The organism is Sphingomonas segetis, from assembly GCF_009720245.1.
GTDB lineage: Bacteria > Pseudomonadota > Alphaproteobacteria > Sphingomonadales > Sphingomonadaceae > Sphingomicrobium > Sphingomicrobium segetis.
In genome coordinates this window covers 16,183-31,999 of record NZ_WJSQ01000009.1, presented here as the reverse complement: position 1 = coordinate 31,999, position 15,817 = coordinate 16,183, and the positions used below count along the sequence as shown (strand labels likewise).

Annotated in this window: 13 protein-coding genes, 1 tRNA gene and 1 pseudogene; 9 read left to right on the top strand and 6 right to left on the bottom strand. The window is 65.5% G+C overall.

Annotation, left to right across the window (positions count from 1 at the left end):
• From GH737_RS15085 to GH737_RS01980, 4 genes and pseudogenes are all read left to right on the top strand, one after another.
• Nucleotides 1-295 (top strand): annotated as a pseudogene (locus GH737_RS15085) (xanthine dehydrogenase family protein molybdopterin-binding subunit); the annotation flags it as partial.
• Nucleotides 292-1,296, top strand: a complete 1,005-nt coding sequence (gene hemH / locus GH737_RS01990) for a ferrochelatase (protein ID WP_155263184.1) — start codon at nucleotides 292-294, stop codon at nucleotides 1,294-1,296. The pseudogene GH737_RS15085 and the gene hemH, both read left to right, overlap by 4 nt.
• Before the next feature lie 30 nt (nucleotides 1,297-1,326).
• Complete coding sequence (gene phbB, locus GH737_RS01985; protein ID WP_155263183.1) at nucleotides 1,327-2,049, top strand: acetoacetyl-CoA reductase; 723 nt, start codon at nucleotides 1,327-1,329, stop codon at nucleotides 2,047-2,049.
• On the top strand, nucleotides 2,049-2,288 hold the full coding sequence (locus tag GH737_RS01980) for a ribbon-helix-helix domain-containing protein (RefSeq protein WP_155263182.1): 240 nt from the start codon (nucleotides 2,049-2,051) through the stop codon (nucleotides 2,286-2,288). Before phbB ends, GH737_RS01980 begins: the two co-directional genes overlap by 1 nt.
• On the opposite strand, the gene GH737_RS01975 is transcribed toward GH737_RS01980, so the two are convergent.
• From GH737_RS01975 to GH737_RS15685, 3 genes are all read right to left on the bottom strand, one after another.
• Nucleotides 2,245-3,105 (bottom strand): ATP-grasp domain-containing protein, encoded by an 861-nt coding sequence (locus GH737_RS01975; protein WP_155263181.1) that lies wholly within the window; start codon nucleotides 3,103-3,105, stop codon nucleotides 2,245-2,247. The genes GH737_RS01980 and GH737_RS01975 overlap by 44 nt on opposite strands.
• Nucleotides 3,105-7,742 carry an NAD-glutamate dehydrogenase gene (locus GH737_RS01970; RefSeq protein ID WP_155263180.1) on the bottom strand — a complete coding sequence of 1,546 codons (4,638 nt, stop codon included), beginning with the start codon at nucleotides 7,740-7,742 and terminating at the stop codon, nucleotides 3,105-3,107. Before GH737_RS01970 ends, GH737_RS01975 begins: the two co-directional genes overlap by 1 nt.
• 120 nt (nucleotides 7,743-7,862) lie before the next feature.
• Entirely contained in the window at nucleotides 7,863-9,323 is a 1,461-nt protein-coding gene (locus GH737_RS15685) for a PAS domain-containing protein (protein ID WP_420853413.1), read from the bottom strand.
• 146 nt (nucleotides 9,324-9,469) lie between these two features.
• Here GH737_RS15685 and GH737_RS01960 point away from each other — a divergent pair.
• From GH737_RS01960 to fcl, 4 genes are all read left to right on the top strand, one after another.
• Nucleotides 9,470-9,545: transfer RNA gene (locus tag GH737_RS01960), tRNA-Thr, on the top strand.
• Between the two features lie 82 nt (nucleotides 9,546-9,627).
• Nucleotides 9,628-10,752 carry a glycosyltransferase family protein gene (locus GH737_RS01955; RefSeq protein WP_155263179.1) on the top strand — a complete coding sequence of 375 codons (1,125 nt, stop codon included), beginning with the start codon at nucleotides 9,628-9,630 and terminating at the stop codon, nucleotides 10,750-10,752.
• A 31-nt stretch (nucleotides 10,753-10,783) separates the two neighbouring features.
• Nucleotides 10,784-11,896, top strand: coding sequence for a GDP-mannose 4,6-dehydratase (gmd, locus tag GH737_RS01950; RefSeq protein WP_155263178.1), 1,113 nt, complete (start codon nucleotides 10,784-10,786; stop codon nucleotides 11,894-11,896).
• Between the two features lie 5 nt (nucleotides 11,897-11,901).
• On the top strand, nucleotides 11,902-12,852 hold the full coding sequence (fcl, locus tag GH737_RS01945; RefSeq protein WP_155263177.1) for a GDP-L-fucose synthase: 951 nt from the start codon (nucleotides 11,902-11,904) through the stop codon (nucleotides 12,850-12,852).
• Here the strand turns inward: fcl and GH737_RS01940 are convergent.
• Complete coding sequence (locus tag GH737_RS01940) at nucleotides 12,849-13,556, bottom strand: MBL fold metallo-hydrolase (RefSeq protein WP_155263176.1); 708 nt, start codon at nucleotides 13,554-13,556, stop codon at nucleotides 12,849-12,851. The two genes, fcl and GH737_RS01940, sit on opposite strands and share 4 nt — an antisense overlap.
• Before the next feature lie 46 nt (nucleotides 13,557-13,602).
• Here GH737_RS01940 and GH737_RS01935 point away from each other — a divergent pair, with 46 nt between their 5' ends.
• Complete coding sequence (locus tag GH737_RS01935; RefSeq protein ID WP_155263175.1) at nucleotides 13,603-14,553, top strand: ketopantoate reductase family protein; 951 nt, start codon at nucleotides 13,603-13,605, stop codon at nucleotides 14,551-14,553.
• 45 nt (nucleotides 14,554-14,598) lie between these two features.
• Here GH737_RS01935 and ric read toward each other — a convergent pair whose 3' ends face one another.
• Both ric and GH737_RS01925 read right to left on the bottom strand, forming a co-directional pair.
• Complete coding sequence (gene ric / locus GH737_RS01930) at nucleotides 14,599-15,354, bottom strand: iron-sulfur cluster repair di-iron protein (protein ID WP_230558574.1); 756 nt, start codon at nucleotides 15,352-15,354, stop codon at nucleotides 14,599-14,601.
• The gene (locus tag GH737_RS01925; protein WP_196232925.1) at nucleotides 15,351-15,791 is read right to left on the bottom strand and encodes a hypothetical protein; all 441 of its coding nucleotides are present in this window, start codon (nucleotides 15,789-15,791) and stop codon (nucleotides 15,351-15,353) included. The genes ric and GH737_RS01925 overlap by 4 nt, the downstream gene beginning before the upstream one ends.
• Nucleotides 15,792-15,817 lie beyond the last annotated feature (26 nt).

Sequence of the window (15,817 nt, the reverse complement as noted above, 5' to 3'; positions counted from 1 at the left end):
CCTCGTCGCGCAGCAGATCGAGGCCGGGCTGATCTGGGCGCTGGCGCAGGCGACGCTGCCTTCGCCCGAATGGGTGGCCGGCATGCCGCGCGCGCGGCCGCTCGGCGCCATCGGTCTTCCCCGGCTCGGCGACGCACCGGAAATCCACGTCGAGATCATCCCGAGCAGCGATGCGCCCGGCGGAGTCAGCGGGATCGGGACAACGGTGCTTGCCCCCGCCGTCGCCAACGCGATTTTCGCCGCGGCGGGCAAAAGGATGCGCTCGCTCCCGTTCGATCCTATGGCGGAGGGATGATCCGACCGTCCAATCATCCCCAACTTCCCGGAGCGAAGCTCGGCGTGCTGCTGATCAACCTCGGAACGCCGGACGCCCCCGAAGCGCGCGCGGTGCGGCGCTATCTCGCCGAGTTCCTGAGCGACCCGCGCGTCATCGAAATCCCGAAGCTCGCGTGGAAGCCAATCCTGCACGGCGTGATCCTCCGCACGCGGCCGAGGAAATCGGCCGAAGCATACAACCAGATCTGGACCAACGAAGGTTCTCCGCTGCGGGTGATCGCGCATCGGCAAGCCGAGGCGCTCCGCGCCCGCCTGCCCCAGCTCAGCGTGCATTATGCGATGCGCTACGGCCACCCCGGGATTGCCGCGGCGATGGAGCAGATGGCGAAGGACGGATGCACGCGCATCCTCGCCGCGCCGCTCTACCCGCAATATTGCGCAGCGACGACCGCCACCGCGAACGATGCTCTGTTCGGCGTGCTCGCGCGGATGCGCTGGCAGCCGGCGGTGCGCACGATGCCCCCTTATTACGAAGACCCACTGTACATCGAGGCGCTGCGCGACAATCTCTCGCGCCAGCTCACGGCATTGGATTTCGAGCCCCAGCGGCTGCTGCTCAGCTTCCACGGTATGCCGGAGCGCACGCTTGAGCTCGGCGACCCATATCATTGCCACTGCCAGAAGACCGCGCGGCTGCTCGGCGCAGCGCTCGGCCGCGAAGTCGATGTCGCCTTCCAGTCGCGTTTCGGCCGCGCCAAATGGCTCCAGCCGGCGACCGATGAAACGCTCGCTGGTTATGCGCGCAGCGGCGTGAAGCGCGTCGCAGTGGCGGCGCCCGGCTTTTCGGCCGATTGTCTGGAAACGCTCGAAGAGCTCGGCATCCGCGGGCGCCAAACGTTCCTGGGCGGCGGCGGCGAAAAGTTCGCGCTGCTCGACTGCCTCAACGATTCGGCCGAAAGCATCGCCATGCTCGAACGGCTTATCCTGCGCGAACTTGCGGGCTGGTTGCCTGCCGCCTAACTCCGGCGACGCACAACAGGAGGAAATCGCATGGCACGGGTTGCGATCGTCACTGGCGGAACGCGCGGAATCGGCGAAGCAATCAGCATCGCGCTGAGAGACATGAAGATGCAGGTCGCCGCCAATTACGCCGGCAACGACGAGCGCGCGCGCGAATTTAGCGACCGCACCGGCATCAAGGCGTACAAATGGGACGTGTCCGATTTCGACGCCTGCCAGGACGGCGTTCGCAGCGTGGAAGCCGACCTCGGCCCGGTCGACGTGCTCGTCAACAATGCCGGGATCACGCGCGACACGACCATGAAGCGCATGGACCGGCAGAAGTGGCAGGAGGTGATCGACACCAACCTGGGCGGCTGCTTCAACATGGCCAAAGCGGTGTTCGAGGGGATGACCGGCCGCGGCTACGGACGGATCGTCAACATCGGGTCGATCAACGGTCAGGCCGGACAATACGGGCAGGTCAACTACGCCGCCGCCAAGTCAGGCATTCACGGCTTCACCAAGGCCCTCGCTCAGGAGGGGGCGCGGGCCGGAGTGACGGTCAACGCAATCGCTCCCGGCTACATCGACACCGACATGGTCGCCGCGGTGCCCGAGGAGGTACTCGCCAAAATCGTCTCCCGAATTCCTGTCGGGCGCCTCGGACGCGCCGAGGAGATCGCGCGCGGAGTCGCCTTTCTGTGCGACGAGAATGCCGGCTTCGTCACGGGATCGACGCTGTCGATCAACGGCGGCCAGCACATGTATTGATGCCGGCGTACGCGCCGCCGAAAAAGCGGTCGGTGCTGATCGCGGGGCATGCCACGTCGATCAGCCTCGAGCCCGTCTTCTGGAGCGCATTGGAAGCGACAGCTCGGGAGCGCGGCGTGCCGTTGAACGCGCTGGTGGCGGAAATCGACGCCACCCGGCTCGACGTCCCCGAGCCGCCGAACCTCACCTCGGCGATTAGGCAGTGGCTTTTCGAGCGGCGCTCAGGATCGCTGCCGTGAATGCCGCGCCGCTATCGGGCGCATGGTCGAGGAACAGCGCCGGCTCGATCAACTCGAGCTCCATGATGCGAAGCGTGCCCTCGTCGTCCGGCACAATGTCGACGCGCGCGTAGGCCGCCTTCGCGGGAGCGGCGGCGAGGGCCTGGCTGGCGAGCGCGATCCCGCCGGGCGGCGGCTCCGAAGGCAAAGTGACGCCGCCGAGATGCGGCTGGACGCGGAAGTCGCCGCTTTTCGGCCGCTTGACGACGGCGTGGCTGAACTCGCCGCCGAACAGCATCAGCGAGAATTCGCCGGTACGCGCAATCTCCTCGATCAGCGGCTGGACGATCATCGGCTTGCCGCGGCTGTCCTCGGGCAGATCGTCGGCGGGACCGAGGCGATGGGTTCCGGTGGCGCTTGCCGAAACCGGCGGCTTGATCACCAGCCACTCGGTGGCGAAGCGCCGCCGCGCTTCCTCGAGGTCGGCGTCGCAGCAGGATTCGACCGCGAGCGTCGGCACGGTGGCGACGCCCTTGTCGCCAAGCTCGGCGAGATAGGCCTTGTCGCCGTTCCACCTGAGGAGCGCCGGAGGGTTGAGCAGCGGCAGGCGCTCGCTGTCGGCGCGTTCGAGGAAAGCGAGCCAGCGCGGATAATCGAGGTGGTATCCCCACGCGACCAGCGGAAGGACGAGGTCGAAAGCCGACAGGTCGCCCGATTCCGTCCACGCTACCGGCTCGATTTCGGCGCCCGCGCTTCGCAGCGCATCCGCCTCGATGTCGTACGCCCAGGCCCAGGGCTCCGGATAATCCGGCGCCGGGACCAGGACAGCGATACGCATCAGCGGCCGAGAAGAATGCGGGCCTGGCTCGCGATCTGCGCGAGCATCGATGCGCTGACGCTGCCTTCGCTGCGCGCACGCCTGATAAGCTCGCGGAATTGCTCGATACGGGGACCGTGATGCTCGATCCATCCATCGACGCACTCGTCGAGATCACTGCCGCGGCAGCGGGACAGGAATTCGATCCTCAATTGCTCGAAATCGCGTGCCAGGCCGGCGGTGAGCAGCCGCTCCCATTGGTCGCTCGGCACGAAGCGGTCGACCTGCTGCTGCGCCCAATCGAGGCCGAGCGCCTCGCCGAGACGGGTGTAGGCGCGGGTGACGACCAGTTCGTCGATCTCCTGCCGTCCGGCGAGCGCCGCGATCCCGAACACGCCGTCGAGCTCGTAAAGGCGCACTAGCCCGTGAACGATGTCGTCGCTCGCGCCGAGGGCGAGCAGGCGATCGCGGCGGGCGGCGGCTTCGTTGCGCACCTCGGCGCGAATGAGCTTGGCGGCTGCGGCGGAAATTTTGCGGACGCCCGGCTCGAGCGTCTTGCACAGCGCCGAAATCCGCATTTCGCCGCCGGATGAGCGCAGGATGTCGGAGAGGTGCGCGCGGACGCTCGAGGCGGCGATCGAGAAGAGCTCGATACGGACCGGCTCGGGCACCTCCGCCTCCTCGATCTGCATCCACAGCTTGTCGAGGTCGAGCAGGCGCTCGGCGACGATGAAGGCGGTGACGACCTGCTGAAGCGAGGCGCCCTCCTCCTCGGTCATATCGAAGGCGACGCCCGGCCCCAGCCGGTTGACGAGGCGGTTCGCGACCTTGGTCGCGATGATCTCGTTACGCAGGCGATGGGCTCGGATAGCGTCGGCGTGAGCCTTGCGCATCGGTAGCGGGAAGGCTTCGAAAAGCTCCGGCTCGAGCAGCGGCTCCTCGGCGAGGCGCAGTTCCTCGGCAGCGCTCTGGAGTACGAGCTTCGAGATCGACAGGACGACAGCGAGCTCCGGGCGAGTCAGGCCGCGCCTGTCCTGGACTCGGCGAAGCAGATCCTCGCTCGACGCCAGGCCTTCGACTTTGCGATCGAGGCGGCCGGAAGCCTCGAGAAGTTCGATCGTGCGGACGTGCGCCGGGAGCGTGGTCGCGCCTCCGGCTTCGGCGATCGACAGCGCAAGAGTCTGCAGCCGGTTGTCCTCGAGCACGATGTCGGCGACCTCGTCGGTCATCCGCGCGAGCAGGCTGTTGCGCTTGTCGAACGACAGCGTGCCGTCGCGCATCTCGCGGTTGAGCGGGATCTTGATGTTGACCTCATTGTCCGAGCAGTCGACGCCGGCGCTGTTGTCGATGAAGTCCGTGTTGATGCGTCCGCCGCTTGTCGCGAACTCGATGCGCGCAGCCTGTGTGACGCCGAGGTTTGCACCCTCGCCGATGACTTTAGCGCGAATTTCGTTCGCGTCCGCGCGGACTGGCTCGTTCGACGGATCGCCAACCTCGGCGTGGCTCTGTGTCGATGCCTTGATGTAGGTCCCGATCCCGCCGAACCAGAACAGGTCGACGGGCGCCTTGATCACCGCGTTGATCAGCGCCGTAGGGTCGAGCTCCTTGGCTTCGACGCCGAGCGCCTTGCGCGCTTCGGCGCTGAGCGGGATCGACTTTTCGGTGCGCGCATAGACTCCCCCGCCCTTCGAGATGAGCTTGCGGTCATAATCGTCCCAGCTCGAGCGCGGCAGTTCGAACAGGCGCTTGCGCTCGGCCCAGCTCTTCGCCGGATCGGGATCGGGGTCGATGAAAATGTGACGGTGGTCGAACGCGGCGACGAGCTTCAACGACTTCGACAGCAGCATGCCGTTGCCGAACACGTCGCCCGACATGTCGCCGCAGCCGGCGGCGGTCACCGGGTCCGTCTGGACGTCGATGCCCATTTCGATGAAATGGCGCTGGACGGAAATCCAGGCGCCGCGCGCCGTGATCCCCATCTCCTTGTGGTCGTAGCCGTTCGAGCCGCCGCTGGCGAACGCGTCGCCGAGCCAGAAATTGCGTTCGAGCGCGATGGCATTGGCGACGTCCGAGAAGCTCGCCGTGCCCTTGTCGGCGGCAACAACGAAATAGGGATCGTCGTCGTCGTGGACGACGACCTTGTCCGGATGAACGACCTTGTCGTTGACCAGATTGTCGGTGATCGAGAGCAAAGAGCGGATGAAGATCCGGTAGCTTTCGGTCCCTTCGGCGAGCCACGCATCGCGGTTCGAAATGGGCGGGAGCTGCTTGGGATAGAAGCCGCCCTTGGCGCCCGTCGGCACAATCACCGCGTTCTTGACCAGCTGCGCCTTCATCAGCCCGAGGATCTCGGTGCGGAAGTCGTCGCGCCGGTCGGACCAGCGCAGACCGCCGCGGGCGACCGGCCCGCCGCGCAAGTGAATGCCTTCGACGCGCGGGCTGTAGACCCAGATCTCGCGCCACGGCACCGGCGCAGGGAGACCCGGCACCTGGCCGGAGACGATCTTGAACGCGAGCGCTTCCGCCGCGGCCGGGGCGAAGGCGTTGGTTCGAACGATGGCGAGAACCAGCGCGCGCAGGCGACGCAGGATGCGGTCGTCGTCGATCGAACGCACCTTGGCGAGCGATTGTTCGAGTTGATCGCGGCACTCGGCAATGCGCTCTTGCCGGCCCTTCGCGGACGGATCGTGCGCAGCGACGAACAGGCCAACGAGCGCGCGGCTCGCGTTGGGCGCGCGGCGCAGCGCGTCGACGACGGTGACGAGGCCGAAGCTGCTTCCCGTCTGGCGCAAGTAGCGGAACCAAGCGCGCAGCCAGACGACCGCCTGGGTATCGAGACCCGCATAAAGGACGAGCTGGTTGAACTCGTCGTCCTCGGCGGCGCCGCACAGCACGTTGGCGATCGCGCGCTCGATTGCGCCGGTTCGGTCGAGGATCGACTGGAGGTCGCCCTCGGGCCCGACCTCGACGTGGAAGTCGTGGATGTAGCCGATTCCGCCGGCGAGCTCGGTCGGAAGTTCCTCGATCACTCGGAAGCCGAAATTTTCGAGGACAGGAACGGCCTCCGAAAGCGGAATCAGGCCGCTCCTGCGGTACATCTTGAGCCGAAGCTGATGCGGCGCGTCCGTCGCAAGCCGGGAAATGCGGACGTCGCGGTCGGCTTCGCTCGAAAGCGCGCACAGACGCAGGATGTCGGCGGCACCTTCTTCGGGCGCGCTGCGTGACCGGTACGAATCGGGGAAGGTGCCGATATAGGTGAGCGCAAGCCTCGTCGCGCGCGAGGCTCCGGCCTGGGCGATAAGCTCCGCTTCGACCGCGGGAGACCAGCCGCGGACCATTTCGACGACCGCGGCGTCGAGCGCTGCCGCGTCGGGCGGCGGTGCCTCTTCGTCGATATATTGGGTATAGCGGATCAGCGCGAGGTCGGCATCGCCGAGCTCGACCGACCAGCTGGTGATCTCCCGACCGACCTCGTCTTCGAGGAGGCGCGCAATCGCCAGCCGCCGGGTTGTGCTCAGCTCCTCTCGAGGCAACCAGACGAAGGTGAACAGCTGACCCTTGAGGATGCTGCGCACCTGGAGGAGCGCTGGCCGCGGCCGGTCGGCGAGCGACATCGCCATCATCACCAGCTCGCGCAGCGACTCATAATCGATGGCGATCGTGAGGTCGCGCGGAAGCGACGCGACCGCGTGGCGAAGCGCCTTGCCCGAATGTCCCTTGGAGTCGAACCCGAAATCGCGATCGAGCCGCTTGAGCCGAGCGCGAAGAACCGGCACCTCCTCGGGCGGGACGCGCAGCGCCTCGCTCGTCCAGAGCCCGGCATGGACGCCGATCCCGATGACCTTGTCGTCTTGCTTGAGCGGCACCACGACGAGGTCGAGCGGAACCCGCCGGTGGACCGTCGATTTGCGCTCGGCCTTGGCCATCAGCGGCACTTCGCCGCCCTTCTCGAAATAATGCATCGCGCCGAGACAGCCGCCTTCGTCGGTGGGGGCACCGGGAATGCTGAAGATGCCGAGCGCGTCGGACGGGGTCTCGTAGGGCTTTTCGACATGATAGCCGAGCAACGTCATCGCGCGCTCGGCGAACCAGTCGAGCAGGGCCGCGCCTTCGGAGTCGGCTGCGGAAGCATCGTCGCGCATCCGGCTCTGGAGCGCCTTCCAGTCGCGCACGGCGAGGCGCACGTCACCGAGCACCCGCCGCAGGTCGTTCGCAAGCTCTTGCCGACCGCGCGCATCGGCGCGGTCGAGCTCGACGTACATCATCGATTCGCGACGATCCTTCTCCCCGCACAGCGGCTCGACCCGCTGCAGCTCACCACTCTTGTCGCGCTCGACGCAGACCACCGGGTGGAGCAGGCGATGGATCGTCAGCTGACGGGCGGCGATCGCATTGGCGACCGAATCGACCAGGAATGGCATGTCGTCATTGACGATGCCGATCCGCATCCGCCGCCGCCCGGCTTCGCCGCCGGTCGATTCGATCCTCAGCGCGAGTTCGCCGCTGCGGCGCTTCGCCGCGACGTCGGCGAGGAACTCGGCCGCGGCGCGCTCACCCTCGCGTGAGAGGCCGTGGGTTTCTCCTGGCAGTGCGTTGCCGGTCAACGCCTTGCGAATCGACTCGACCAGCGGGGGGTCGAGGCGCGTGTGGGCGGTCATGGAAAGTCATGCTCCGGGGGCTGTGGGGTCGGGCGGGCCTATAGCCCTGCGCTCCACAAGGGAACAAGCCCGGCCAAGCCGCCGGGCGGGACGTTGCTGACGGACCGGTCGACTCCGGCGTTATGCCGCGCTGCGGATTGCGCGTTCGACTAGCGTTTCGTCGTCGAGGATCGCGACCGCCTCGTGGCGGCCGTCGGCCCCGCGGCGAGTCACGACCACGGCGAATTCTTCGTCGCCGGGGACGTCGGCGAGCGAGATCGGAGCCGCCGAGCGAAGCCGCGCTCGGGCGATTTCACCTTTCGAGTCCGGCTTCGAGCCGGGGCGGCGCGCCTGGCGCTCGGCCGCGACCAACGCCTTGAGCCCGCCCGGCTGCTTTTCGATGAAGTCCTGGAAGGCCCCGAACTCGAGCTCCTGCCGGAGCGCATAAGAGAGCGCGGCGGCGAATTCGGTCAGGCGCGCCTTGTCGTAGTCGATCCCGAACACGAGCTTGACGATCGGGGTCATCGGCGCGCGCGCCTGCGCCTTCACGCCGGATTCCTGGAGCAGCTCGGCATATTCCTCAGGAGTGTCGTGCGCCGCGAGCGCGAAGTCGTAAGCGAGCGACAGCGCGCGGTAGAGTGCGGTCCGCGTGCGCCCCTCGCCGGCCTTCACGGCATCCGCTGTCTCGCGCGCGGCCCACAGCCGGTCGGCAAGCCCGGCATTCTCGTCGATCTCGACGTGCGGCAGCTCGCCCGCATCCACGTCCGCGAGCGGCCCGTCCTCCCAGGAGAAATGCACGGGAGGCGCTTTGGGAGCATCGGCAATGCCGCCGATCTCGACCGTCTGTTCCGCCGCGTCGAGCGGTGCTGCGACAGACTCGAGGATTCTCTCGTCGCTCGCGAGCTCAGTGAGTTCGAACGGCTCTTCAGCCGCAATTTCGGTCTGGAGTGCGGCTTCCGCTGCGACCTCGGTCAGCTCTAGCGGTTGCCCGGACTCGGCCTCGACCTCGTCCGCGTCATCTGCTGACGCGAACTCGACCCGCGGCATATCGATCGTGCCGGAATCAGTGGCTGACCCGACGCCGACCGTCTTCCAGTTGATGACGCCGTAGATGAAGTCGATCGTGTCCCCGTCCGAGGAAAAAGGCATCAGGATCCCGCGATAGCAGATCGTCTCACTGCGCTGGTTCGCGAACTCGGCCTCAAAGCCGATCGGTGCGCGGTTGGCGATGATCTGGAGATAATGGTCGGTCAGGCGCGACAGCAGCGAGCGGCTCGGGACGTCGCTGATCGTGCGCGTATCGTCGCTGAGCCCGCATTCTTCGCGGATCGCGGCGCCGATGTACGGGATCGCCGGGTTGTCGCCGCCGCAGGTAAAATCGAGGAGCACGCTATTCGCCGCGAAATCGGTGACATCGGCGGGCTCGAGATCTTCAATCGAAGGGAAGTCGCGGCCGTCGAGGAGCGAGACCCAGTGGTTGTACGCCCGTACGTGCATGCGCCGCTCGTCGGTGCCGATCGCCGCGGCCACGTCATGGGATGCCGCCGTCTCGGCCGAGGCCGACAGGTCGAAATCCCCGGGATGTTCACGATACGTATCCATTACCTGCTCGGGCCCCATTTCCCTCCACGATGAGAGGGAGAATGGCCGAGCCGCGTTACCAAAGCGTTAAGCATAATGTTGCGGCTCCGGCGCTTGCCCGCGCCGCATGGTGCTGTTAGGGGCGCGCCACCTCCGAAAAGAGCCAAGCCGCTTTAGCTCAGCTGGTAGAGCACATCATTCGTAATGATGGGGTCGTGGGTTCGAGTCCCTCAAGCGGCACCACCCCTTCCACTGGAACGGTCGGGATCCCTGCAGAGCGCGCATCAAGCTGTGGCTCGCGCTGGGCTAACGCTAGGATCGCGCGATGAAGATCAACATTCTCGATGCCGGCATCAGGCACCTCGCAGGTCACCACTACGATTATGGCATAAAGCTCGTACGTGAGCTCGTGTCGGCCGGGCACGACCTGCACGTCTATGGGGCGAGCCTAATGGAGGACGAAGTGGCCGCCCATTTCGGCGCGCTTGCGCCGGTCTCGAAGCATTTCACGATCTGGCCCCATACCCTCCCCGAAAAGTACGACTTTTACGCCGGGTCATTTGTCCAGCACCGCGTCGAGCCGCCGGTCATCGCGCGAGACCTGATGAAGGTGCGGAGCGCCGATCTGTGGATTTTCCCGACGATCTGGGCGCAGGAAATCGCGGCCTGCGCGATTATGGGAGTCGACGTGCCCGTGGTGGGCTGCGTCTATTGGGACCCGGGAATCGAGTGGAAATCGGACGATGCGCGGTTCTTGCGCAGTGCCCTCCTGCTCGCTCATTCCGCCAGAGTCGACATTACCTTGACCTCGGTCGAGCCGGAAATGCGGAATCGCTTCCTTCCGATCATGCCCGACGGGAATTTCGTTACCGTTCCCCAACCCGTCGACGGCCCACCTCTCCCCGAAGCCAAAAATGAACTGAAGCGCATTGGATTTTTCGGCCACCAGCGGGCCGAAAAAGGCACGACCGTGCTGCAACGGCTGCTGCCGCGGCTGATCCAGGACGGCTATTCGATCACCTATCAGGACAGTTTCACGAAGATCGACTTGCCGGATTTGCCCGGCGTCGAACGTCTCGGCTTCGTCCCTGACATCGCCGAGGCGATCGCCGAATGCGATCTCGTCATCCTCCCCTACGACGTCGACCCCTATCGCGCGCGAGGATCGGGAATCGTGGTGGAATGCCTGGCGCTGGGCGTTCCGGTGACGGCGCCGGTGGGCACCCTCCCCGGACGAACGATCGCGAAGCACGGAGTCGGTCCGCTGTTTTCCATTCCGCGGGCGCAGCCGGTTTATAATGCGATCAAGGTCGCGGACCGGAACTTCGCAACCTTCGCCACAAATGCGCACAAGACTGCGGTCCATTTTGCTGCACGCAACGGTTCGGCGCGGTTCGCTAACGCGCTGGTGGCGGCTGCAAAATCGCGCACGCGCCCGTTCGCAGCTTGAGCCGGCGGGACAAAGCAGGAATAGGTCACCGATGAAGAAAGCGCTCATCACCGGCATCACCGGCCAGGACGGATCCTACCTGGCGGAATTGCTGCTCAGGGAAGGATATGAGGTCCACGGGATCAAGCGGCCGGCGTCGCTCTTCAACACCGATCGCATCGACCACATTTACCAGGACCCGCACGAGCCGAATCCGGACTTGCGCCTGCACTATGGAGACCTGACGGACAGCTCGAACCTCATGCGGATCATGCATGAGGTCCGACCCGACGAGGTCTATAACCTCGGTGCCCAGAGCCACGTTGCCGTCAGCTTCGAGGCTCCCGAATATACGGCGGACGTGGACGGACTCGGGGCGCTCCGGCTCCTCGAAGCCATCCGCTTTCTCGGGCTGAAAACGCGCTTCTACCAGGCATCGACGTCCGAGCTCTTCGGCCTGGTCCAGGAAACACCGCAGCGTGAGACGACGCCCTTTTACCCGAGGTCGCCTTATGCGGTGGCGAAACTCTATGCCTATTGGATTACGGTCAATTACCGCGAAGCCTATGGCCTCTATGCGTGCAACGGCCTGCTTTTCAATCACGAGAGCCCCCGCCGCGGCGAGACCTTCGTCACGCGGAAGATCACCCGCGGCCTGTGCAACATCAGCCAAGGCCTCCAGGACTGCCTCTACCTCGGCAACATGGACGCGCTGCGCGATTGGGGGCACGCACGCGACTATGTCCGAATGCAGTGGCTGATGCTGCAGCAGGATGAGCCGCGCGATTTCGTCATCGCGACGGGGCAGCAGCACTCCGTCCGGCAATTCGTAACTTGGGCGGCCGAGGACCTTGGGGTCGCCATTCGATTCGAGGGCGCCGGCGTCGAGGAGGTCGGCATCGTGGACTCGGTGAGCGGGACGGTAGAAACGTCCTTGCGCACTGGTGACGTCATCGTCCGTGTCGACCGGCGCTACTTCCGTCCCGCAGAAGTCGAATCCTTGCTTGGCGATGCGACGGCTGCTCGCGATGCGCTCGGTTGGACGCCGGAAGTCACGGCTCGGGAGCTGTGCACGGAAATGGTCACGGCGGATCTCGACACCGCGCGCCGGCACGCACTTCTCAAGGCGCACGGTTACGCTCCAAGCATCAGCACGGAAAAGTAGCACTGATGCGGGCCTATGTTGCCGGACATCGGGGAATGGTCGGCTCCGCCATCCTCGAGAAGCTGAAGGGGCAAGGCGCGGAGACGCTGACCCGCACACGCGCTGAACTCGACCTTCTCGACGGGGCTGCCGTGCGGCAATTCATCGCCGTCGAGGAGCCAGAAGCCGTGATCCTTGCCGCCGCAAAGGTAGGCGGAATCCACGCGAACAACGCCTATCCTGCCGATTTCATCTTCGAGAATCTGATGATCGAATGCAACGTCATCCACGCGGCATTCGAAGCAGGCGTTCGGAAGCTCCTCTTCCTCGGATCATCCTGCATTTACCCCCGCGACGCGCCGCAGCCGCTCGTCGAAGAAGCGCTCCTGACCGGTCCACTCGAGCCGACCAACGAGCCTTATGCGATCGCCAAAATCGCCGGGATTAAGCTGTGCGAGAGCTACAACCGACAGCACGGCATGGATTACCGCAGCGTCATGCCGACCAACCTCTACGGTCCGCGCGACAACTTCGGTTCGGAGGACTCGCATGTGCTGCCGGCGCTGATGGCGCGATTCCACAAGGCCGCGCGCGAAGGTGCCGAGGAAGTGGTCATCTGGGGCTCGGGCACGCCGCGCCGCGAGTTCCTGCACGTCGACGATATGGCGGACGCATCGCTGTTCGTGCTCAATCTCCCGGAATCGGAGTATCGTGAAAATACGCAGCCGATGCTGAGCCACATCAACGTGGGAACTGGCGAGGACATATCGATTGCGGAGCTTGCCGAACTGCTCGCCGAAGTCACCGGTTTTTCGGGACGGATCAGCTACGACCGCTCGCGGCCCGACGGCACGCCGCGCAAGCTGCTCGACGTGTCGCGGCTGTCGGCGCTGGGATGGCGCTCGAGCATCGGACTGGAAGACGGGATCAGGCAAACCTACGCGTGGTTCCTCGATCACGTCGCGGGCCGGCATTAGCCTGAGAGCACTTGCCCGCACTGGCGGTTCGCGGGCACTGCGACATCCATCTTCTTCGGCCGCGGCAGCTTGAGGCCCGCCATGATCGCGACGAACTCGTCGATGCTCTTGCCGCCGCCGAGGCGCGGGTTGCGGTCGCGCTCCTGATCGACGCTGCTGACGCGGCGATGCTGATAATCATGGCCCGGATAAACGAGCGTATCGCCCGGTAGGCTTAAGATCTTTTCGTGGACCGATCGGTACAGGGTCGCGGCATCTCCGTTCTGGAAATCGGTGCGCCCGCAGCCGTCGATCAGCAGCGCGTCGCCGGTGAAGACGCGCGCTGCGTCGCCGCTCGCGAGGAAGTAGCTGTAGTGATCGTCGGTGTGCCCCGGCGTGAAGAGCGGCTGCAGCTTGAGCGAGCCAATGTGAATCGACTCCCCTTCGGTGACGGCCAGATCCGCACGCGCTGCGCCGCTTGTGTCCGGAACCGCGCATTTGCACCCGGTCCGTTCTCTCAGCGCTGAAGCGCCGGTCACATGATCGGCGTGGATATGCGTTTCAATCGTATAGCGCAGCCTCAGCCCGAGTTCGGCGAGCAACTGCACGTCCCGGTCGACGGTTTCCAGAACCGGGTCGATCAGCGCAGCGTCGCGGGTGACCTCGCATGCGATGAGGTAGGTGTAAGCCGACGATTGCGGCTCGAACAACTGACGGAACAGCATGACGCCCCCTTGCCCAAGAGGCGCCTTCTAGCCCATCCGTGCGGCCATGAACATTTGCGTGGTGGGGGCCGGCGCCATCGGCGGCTGGATCGCGGCGAGGCTCGCGCTCGCCGGCAATGACGTGTCGGTCGTCGCGCGCGGCGAAACGCTGGCGGCGATCGAAACCGAGGCGCTGTGGCTCACCGATGGCGGCGATACGCGCTGCGTCGCGGTTGCGGCGTCGAGCGATCCCGCAGCGCTCGGAGTGCACGGCGTCGTGATCATTGCCGTCAAAGCGCCCGCCTTGCCGCGAATCGCGCTTTCGCTCGAGGCGCTCGTTGGACCCGACACGCAGATCGTACCGATGATGAACGGCGTGCCATGGTGGTTCACCGACGACCCCTTGTGGTCGGTCGACCCCGACCTTGCGATCGCCGACGCGCTGCCCGCCGAGCAGGTCGCCGGCTGCGTAGTCCATGCAAGCTGCTTCAGGACCGGGCCCAATCGGGTGACGGTCAAGCATGCCGACAAGCTGATTCTGGGGGAACCGGACGGCGGGTCGAGCGAGCGCATCGAGCGGCTGTGCACGTTGTTCGCCAATGCCGGAATCCACTGCGAGGAAAGCGAGAATATCCGCCGCGCGATCTGGTACAAATTGTGGGGCAATGCGACCATCAACCCGATGTCGGCGCTGACCCGCTCGACCGCCGACAAGCTGCTCCACGATGCGATCATCCGGGCATCCATGGCCGAAGCGATGGACGAGCTTGCGGCGGTCGGCGCCGCGATCGCTTGCCCGATCGAGGAGAGCGCGGCCGACCGCATGGCGGTGACGGCGCGGCTCGGCGCGTTCAAATCGTCGATGCTTCAGGACGTCGAGGCGAGCCGGGCGATCGAGCTAGAGGCTCTGCTCGGCGCCCCGCGCGAGATCGCCAAGCGCATCGGGATCGCGACTCCCCAGCTCGACCGCCTCTACGCAATGACCCGACTGATGAGCGAGAACCTGGGGCTGCAATGACCGCCCCGATGCGCTCCCATGTCCAGCGGTGCGCGGGAAGTCTCGCTAGGCAGGGATTGCGCTGCTCTCGAACCGGGGGAACAGGATGTTGTTCTCGATGTGGATGTGTTCGACGAGATCCTGCTTGAACTCCGCTGCACCGGCATAAAGTGCCTGCCACGTCGCGCACGCGCCCTCGGGTACCGTGAAATCGTCCGTCATCGCGGTGATCTGCTCCAGCATTGCCCCTTGGTCGCTGTGATCCTCGCGCAACATCGCGGTCGGTCCGTCGAGCAGCCGTGTGACGTCCGTGCGGCGCATCGCGGGAAAGATCATCAATTCCTCCTTGCGCATGTGCACTTCGAGTTCGCCGAGAGCGTGCTGCAAGATTTCGGCAAGCCCGGCTGGGACGCCCGGCTTTCCGGCATGAACCTGCTCGACCCGGCGCGAGAGCTGGATCAGCTCCGGCAGCTGACGCCGGTGGGTTTCATGGTAACGTTCGAGAATATGATCGATCAGCCCCGCTGTATCCGAAGGCAGATCGGACGGCGGGGCCCCGTCGAGCTCCTGAAGTGCGGCCTCGATCGTTCGAGGATCGATTCCGCGCGCCTTGGCGGCTTCATCGAGCAGAACGTCGCCATGGCAGCAAAAGTCGATCCGGAAGCGCCGGAACACGGCGGTCGCTCCGGCCAGGCTGGCCGCGATCTCACCGACCTTGCGGTGGCCGAGGGGTTCCAGTGCTGCGACTTGTGTCATTATTTGATTCTCCAACCCACTGACTTGTGACGTTCGAATCCCCCAATCGGCCACGCCGCCGGTCAATGCGAAAGCCGAGCGGCGTGCACGGTGTGCCATAACCGGTCGAGCTCATGCTCCTGGGGGGCCAGAAGGCGGCGCGCGCTCGTCGCGGCGGCAACCAACGCGTCGATAAGTTCGCCCGACGCTGCGCCGAGCGCGGCGATATCGCCGTCTCGCAAGGTCTCGTTGAGCATGTGGATCAAAGCCCACTCGCCAGCCGGCAGGTCATTGCTGCAACAGCGATTCACCGACAATGACCGTCCGAGGCAGGCCTCGGCCAGATCGAAGACGCTGCCGAACGCAACGGCCGAAATGGACGAGACGCCGAGCCTGTGTGACAACGCTATCAACGCGGGAAGCGGCGCCGTCCCGGACGCCCGCGATGCCGACCAGCTCTCCAGCAGACTGGAGAGAACATATGTGGTCCAGCTCTGTTCGGCCTTGATTGGCTTCATGAACATGAGCTCTCCTTTCCTCCGCGCTGGCG

Excerpts from the sequence above, each read along its gene's own strand:
- phbB (WP_155263183.1), top strand. The coding sequence starts at position 1,327 with ATGGCACGGGTTGCGATCGTCACTGGCGGAACGCGCGGAATCGGCGAA.
- GH737_RS01980 (WP_155263182.1), top strand. The coding sequence starts at position 2,049 with ATGCCGGCGTACGCGCCGCCGAAAAAGCGGTCGGTGCTGATCGCGGGG.
- GH737_RS01935 (WP_155263175.1), top strand. The coding sequence starts at position 13,603 with ATGAACATTTGCGTGGTGGGGGCCGGCGCCATCGGCGGCTGGATCGCG.
- GH737_RS01925 (WP_196232925.1), bottom strand. The coding sequence starts at position 15,791 with ATGTTCATGAAGCCAATCAAGGCCGAACAGAGCTGGACCACATATGTT.
- GH737_RS01975 (WP_155263181.1), bottom strand. The coding sequence starts at position 3,105 with ATGCGTATCGCTGTCCTGGTCCCGGCGCCGGATTATCCGGAGCCCTGG.
- fcl (WP_155263177.1), top strand. The coding sequence starts at position 11,902 with ATGCGGGCCTATGTTGCCGGACATCGGGGAATGGTCGGCTCCGCCATC.
- gmd (WP_155263178.1), top strand. The coding sequence starts at position 10,784 with ATGAAGAAAGCGCTCATCACCGGCATCACCGGCCAGGACGGATCCTAC.
- GH737_RS15685 (WP_420853413.1), bottom strand. The coding sequence starts at position 9,323 with ATGGATACGTATCGTGAACATCCCGGGGATTTCGACCTGTCGGCCTCG.
- GH737_RS01955 (WP_155263179.1), top strand. The coding sequence starts at position 9,628 with ATGAAGATCAACATTCTCGATGCCGGCATCAGGCACCTCGCAGGTCAC.
- hemH (WP_155263184.1), top strand. The coding sequence starts at position 292 with ATGATCCGACCGTCCAATCATCCCCAACTTCCCGGAGCGAAGCTCGGC.
- GH737_RS01940 (WP_155263176.1), bottom strand. The coding sequence starts at position 13,556 with ATGCTGTTCCGTCAGTTGTTCGAGCCGCAATCGTCGGCTTACACCTAC.
- GH737_RS01970 (WP_155263180.1), bottom strand. The coding sequence starts at position 7,742 with ATGACCGCCCACACGCGCCTCGACCCCCCGCTGGTCGAGTCGATTCGC.